Origin of the sequence: Aphanizomenon flos-aquae FACHB-1287 (genome assembly GCF_014698755.1) — a bacterium.
Classification (GTDB): Bacteria; Cyanobacteriota; Cyanobacteriia; order Cyanobacteriales; family Nostocaceae; genus Dolichospermum; species Dolichospermum flosaquae.
In genome coordinates, this window is the sequence record NZ_JACJTO010000002.1 from 188,016 (window position 1) to 194,200 (window position 6,185).

At 32.3% G+C, this 6,185-nt stretch carries 3 protein-coding genes; all 3 read left to right on the plus strand.

Annotation, left to right across the window (positions count from 1 at the left end; genetic code table 11):
• The first annotated feature begins 46 nt into the window (after window positions 1–46).
• The 3 genes from H6G44_RS01965 (at window position 47) to H6G44_RS01975 (ending at window position 6,140) form a co-directional block, all read left to right on the plus strand.
• Window positions 47–697: a hypothetical protein gene (locus H6G44_RS01965; protein WP_242046774.1), complete on the plus strand. Its 651-nt coding sequence runs from the start codon at window positions 47–49 to the stop codon at window positions 695–697.
• A gap of 143 nt (window positions 698–840) precedes the next feature.
• Entirely contained in the window at window positions 841–4,668 is a 3,828-nt protein-coding gene (locus H6G44_RS01970; protein WP_190384859.1) for an AAA domain-containing protein, read from the plus strand.
• A gap of 5 nt (window positions 4,669–4,673) precedes the next feature.
• Complete coding sequence (locus tag H6G44_RS01975) at window positions 4,674–6,140, plus strand: DarT ssDNA thymidine ADP-ribosyltransferase family protein (RefSeq protein WP_190384860.1); 1,467 nt, start codon at window positions 4,674–4,676, stop codon at window positions 6,138–6,140.
• Window positions 6,141–6,185 lie beyond the last annotated feature (45 nt).

Consider the following 6,185-nt stretch of genomic DNA (forward strand, 5'->3'; position numbering starts at 1 on the left):
TGTTTGGCTTTTATGGGACTTCTGGTGTTGGTTTTAACGATACGATATGGAAGCTGCTGCACTGGTTGCAGCTTATGGTAGACGGATTCTGCGATTCATGATTGATGTGATTGAAAAAGCGGGAGGTATCCAGGTTGAAAGTGATACTGATGGTGTGTTCTTCTCCCACTCTGAACCTCTGCTGATATTTGAGAGGCTGCAAAATGCTTTACCTACGGGTATCAAAATTGAGTTGGAAATTCTTGCTCAAGCGATGTTTGTTCCCTCTAGAGGAGCTAAGAATTATATTATCTGGCATGAAGATGGTAAAATTACTACTAAGGGTTCATGGCGGAAAAGAGACCGTTCTCGTCTAGAAAAGGAGTTTCCTTTGAACTACCTAACACAATATCTTCTGTCAAAGGCTAAGGCAGAACAATATTACCAGGAATTAACCAAGGTTATTCGTTCTGGTGATTTTCCTGTGGAACAGTTACAGGTTACTCGGAAAATTAAGAAAGGTGAAAAGGCTCTTTTGGTTCTGGGTAATACTGGGGATGTTGTGACGTTTTATCAAGGAATTCTGGGATTGACTAATTCTGAAGCCTATTCCAGTGGTTATTATTTGGAGTTGATAGCTAAAAAACGAGATGAGTTACTTTCGGTTGTTGAGCCTCAAGGTGATGGTAGTTTGGGAAAGCAGTTGAGTCTATTTTGAGTAATGATTTATACATAAATTTTGCAGGTTTTTGTAAGTATCTTGGTTTCATCCCTAAATTTGAATATGTTATATCCGCCTTACATGATACCATAGCATTGTGACTAGGAGACGAATTATCAAGTCGGATAGGGTACAAAAATATGCCAAATAACTACACACCCCAAACTTGGGGTTATTTACTAACAGGAACAGTAAGTGAAAGACTAATTCGTACATTAGAAGGACAAGAAGCGTTAAGTAATTATAGTGAAAATTGGCAAATACATGAACGTGCGAGAGATTTAATTTTTACTCTTTTAGGAGTAGAATCTTGCCTTTTTTATGTCCGTCGTTTTAATATTGATCAACATGATAATAGGCTAGAAATTTGGACTTTAACACTAGCGACTGATCAAAATCATTTTGATTTTACATCAAGATTAAATCAATTTCCTCAATTCTTACAATCAGATACACCCAAGACGTTACAATTACGATCAACTGCTTATCGAAATAATAGCGGTTGTTTAGGTATATATGAAATTCTTTTATTAGATAGTGAACTAGGAAAAGAAGATGCCTTTTCTCGTCCTTTTAATATTCACTTAGTTCCAGATATAAATCAAGAAATTGGTATTCCTAGAGAAGCATTTGAAATAATAACTAGTCAACCATTGCGATTGCGTAGAGAGTTTGTGCCAACAGAAACTCAAAGAAAACGATGGGGAGAGTTCTTGAATGTTGAAAAAAGACTGGCGGAAAGCAAACAGTTTTGTGTAAGATTTTCAAGTCATAACTTGCTTAATATTGGTGATGATAATCGCATAACTTTCAAAATAGATGAAAATTTTGCCTTTGGTATTAATTCAAATCGTCTTAGTAATAGTTTAACATCTGAAGAATTATGGGAACGCATTCAACAAGCTAAATATCAAAATATCGAACTGATAATAAATACCAATCAATTGCATGGAAACAATAGTAGAATAAAATTAGGAATAATAGAAAGAATTAGACTAGAGCAAAAAGATATTCGTGTAGAAATTCAACCCGATCTACTGAGAAGACTTCAAGAGGAAGTTACAACAATTGAAGAAGACGAATTAACTTTACCACCAAAGGCATATTTATTATATAAAAATGTTGGTAGTCTTGCTCAAATAGAATGGAAAAGAACAGCATTAGTAGAACTAGAACGGGGTCAAACTCATAATATTAATTTAGGAAAGTTTTTTTTCGATGCTACTCAAGCAAGAGCAATACAACAAGAAATAGTATTAAATTATGATAATTTATTATTAAAAAGTGCAAATGACGGACAAAGAGCAGCAGTAGAAGCAGTTTTAGGTGCAGAAGATTTAGTTCTCCTCCAAGGTCCTCCAGGTACAGGAAAAACAACAGTTATTACAGAATTATGCTATCAAATTGCCTTGAGGGTGAGGGATGGTAAAGTTTTAATAGTATCTCAAGCCAACTTAGCTGTAGATAATGCTTTAGAAAGATTACCCCATCATCCTTTATTACGTCCTTTGCGGATAGGAAGTTCTGCAAATGGTAATGAAGAACAACCTTTTTCAGAACAGAATGTAGTTCATAGATGGAGAGAAAATACAGCTAGAGATTGTGAAAGTAAACTACTACCAAAAATCAAAATTTTTGAAGGTCTTAGTCCATTATTAAACCATCAAGACCGATTTTATGCTTACATTGAAATTGAAACAACCTATCCTGATAAAAAAGAACAATTAAATCAATATCTGGAAAATTTGGAGTTACTTTATCAAAGCAAACAAGCTAGTTATGAACAAATTGAAGCTAAACAGCAAGAAGTTGAACAACTATTATCAGGATTAAATGATTTGGTTGAATCTAATGCTATTTTGCAAATTAATCAAGAACATAAACTTCAAAAATTTCGCAGTGATTTAGATAATATTAATTTAGCTAAAGAACAATTACAGCAATGGTATATTAATTCTAATTCTCAAATATATAAAATATTAAAACAATGTCTTCAACAGCGTCAATATTTAACTGAAGATTTAATTATATTACCTTCACACATCTTATCTATCCTAAATGAGCATCAATCAAATTGGACTGAATGTATTAGTGATAACAAACGAGAAATCAGCACACTAATTGATTCATTAAGGACATCGGATCGAGTTTGTGAAGTTGCCAATAAAATAAATTGGTTAATATCCCAAAAGCAAGGGATACTATCACAAATATCTATTAATAAAAATCATGTTAATCAATTAGTTGAACAACTGACAAATAGGATTAGTAATCAAGATTGTCTATCTGCTATTGATGAACTGTATAGATTAATGTCAAGAGATGTTAGAATTATTAATTCTTTGGAAAATAGTCAAGAAAGATTAAACGCTGCTTTACGCTTGACGGCTATTCAATCTAAATCTGAATTAATTATACAACAAAGTCAACCTCCATTACCAGAACCAATTTTGCGAAAGATTACTGTTAAAATTGTGGAGAATATTTCCAAAACAGTTAAAATATTATTAAGACGTTTGCAAGAAAGAACAGAACAACAAATTAATGAAACTCTAAATAATCAAGACAATTTAGAAAGTACATTAAAACATTTTTATGTTATTCCTTCCACTCAAAAATATTTGGATTCTCACTTGTTGCAAATAAAGGATACTGCTAACGAACTAACTGAAGATATAGAAAATTTACGCCAACAAATTGATATAAAGAAACAAGAAAGCCAGGATTTAGAAATAACTTTAAATACTGAAAGAACTTGGTGGTGTAATATTTGGGATAAAATTCCAGACGATTTCAAATTAAATATAAATTCTACAGACTTATTTAATCTGGATTTTCTTAACACAATTCCTCACTACTTTGATGATTGGCAAGAAAAATTAACTGAAACGGAAACATGGCTAAACCGATATCAAACAAATATGCAAAATTGGATTCAACGTTTACGATATCCATCAGCAGATGATCTAGCAAGTTTTCAGAAAAGCTATATAGATAATGTTAACATTGTTGGTATTACTTGTGTAAGAGCAGGTAATCCTACCCTGTTGCAAAAATTTAGCTCCTTTGATGTTGTGATTATTGATGAGGTAAGTAAATCTACACCACCAGAATTATTAATTCCAGCACTTAAAGGTAAGAAAGTGGTAATGATTGGAGATTATCGTCAGTTACCACCCATTCTTGATGAAGAAAGTTTAGATGAACTAGCTGAAGAAATACAAACTCCTATAGAACAGCTTGCATTTTTAGAGGAATCATGGTTTCATGTTCAATTTGAAGCGGCTAAAAATCAGGGAAGTAATATCACTAAAAAACTAACAACTCAATATCGAATGCACCCTCAGATTATGGAAGCGATTAACCAATTTTATGATGAGGGTGACGGTGGCTTAACTTGTGGACTTTCTGATCCTGATAGCGAACGCGCACATAATTTTAATACTCAAAGTATTAGAGAAAATAATCATATTATTTGGGTAAAAATGCCTCTAAAAAAGGAGTATATAGAGCAGCGACAGGGAACTTCTCGTTATAATCAAAAAGAAATTGAATGTATTAAAAAACTATGTCAACAAATGGATGATGATTGGGCTGAGAAAGTAGCCGCAGGTAAACCTAAAAAAGAAATAGGAATCATTACTTTTTATGGCGCACAATTAGGAAAAATTAGGGAAATGCTGTCTCGAAATACTTTTCCGAACCTCAATATTATTACGGGAACAGTTGACAGATTTCAAGGTATGGAAAAGCCAGTAATTATTGTTAGTATGGTGAGAAACAATTATAATAATAATTTTGGCTTTGCTCAAACACCAGAACGGGTTAATGTGGCTTTTTCTCGTGCTAAAGAATTACTGGTAATTTTGGGATGTCACGATTTATTTACAAGGTTGCCTATCTACAAAGAAGTGTCTAATGTTGTAGAACGTTATCAAGGTTTTTTAGATGAAAATTTAAGGAGATAAAAACAATGACTATCAATCCTCAGTTAAATGATGAAGTAAAAAGTATAGCAGAACAATATTCTGGTGAAGTTTTAGCTGCTGATTATTTTCGTTATAATGTTCAGCAAACCAAGCTAGAGTTAACCATCAGTCAACGTCGCAAACCTGATATTTTTGAAGAGTTTGTACTTCAATCTGCTATTAATATGAATAATCCCTCAACAGATGTTGAGGAAATAGCTAATATGCTCTGTATAGATCCCATGTTAATTAGTAAAACTACTAAAAAACTTGAAAATTATGGATCTTTAGCTGTTAATTCAGATTCCAAAATTCATGTTAATTATTCTGCACAAGAATTATTTATAAACTCTTGTCTTATCCTACAACCAACTTGTACTAAAGATGCTTATTATATTAATGATCCTTTTGCAGGGAGTAAAATCAACAAGAAAGTTGTAGCTAATATACCTCAAAGTTTATTCTCTTTAAACGATTATCAGGATAATTTATTAGAGATTAATGATAAGTATAAAGAAGTAGAATCTTTGGTGCTATCAGAAATTAAAGATATAATTGATTATTCTGATTTACAAATTACAGATACTCAAGAAGTAACTCGATTTCAAGTTATTGATAATAGAATAGAAGGAAGCAAAAAAGTAAGCATTTTTGTTATTCAAACTAATAAAATACAATTCTTAATCGAGGAACAAGAGTTAAAATATTTATCTGATACTTTAACTCAACTCAGTGAAGAAGGAAAGTTAGATTGGCAAGACCTTTTTTCTCAACGACAAACAACAACTTTATATCCTTCAGCTTTAATTCGTTCTGATACTACTGAAGCTCAAGGAATTAAAAGTTTTGTAGAAGAAAGAGGTATTGAATATTTAGTTCATTTTACCTCTATTGAAAATTTGTCTGGTATTTGTCGAGAAAGGGCTATTCTTTCTTTGACCAAATTAAGAGAACTAAATTGCCCATACAACCAAATTGACAACGAAAGAATAGATAGACAACTACAATATATTTTTTGTAGTGTTACTTACTATAATTTTCTCTATCACTATTTAATAAGTTCTAAAAGTTCATGTTGGGTTTTACTTCATATTCGGACTGATTATATGTGGAAAAACAAGACCCAATTTTGCACAACTAATGCAGCTACAGATGGAGGCGCTCATTTAGGAAGAGGATTAGATAAGTTACAAAATTTGTTTGCACCCCAGGTTTTTGCTAGGAGAGGAATACAAACAAGATTTAACAAACCAGAAAACTTACCTACTAACATTCAAGCGGAAGTATTAGTATATGAAAGTATTTCTTTGGAAGATGTAATAAAAATCGTCGTTAAAAACCGTCGGGATGTAGAACAAGTTCGTGGTACGGGGTGGGAAGGTGAAATTGAAATTCGTCCTGACTTACAGCAGTTTGAGATCAAAAGCGGTACAAAGATGGTAAACTTTAAAGATGGAAAAAAAAGAAAATAATTGAGATATATATGGCAGCAGCATATTCGACTGATATAAGACAAA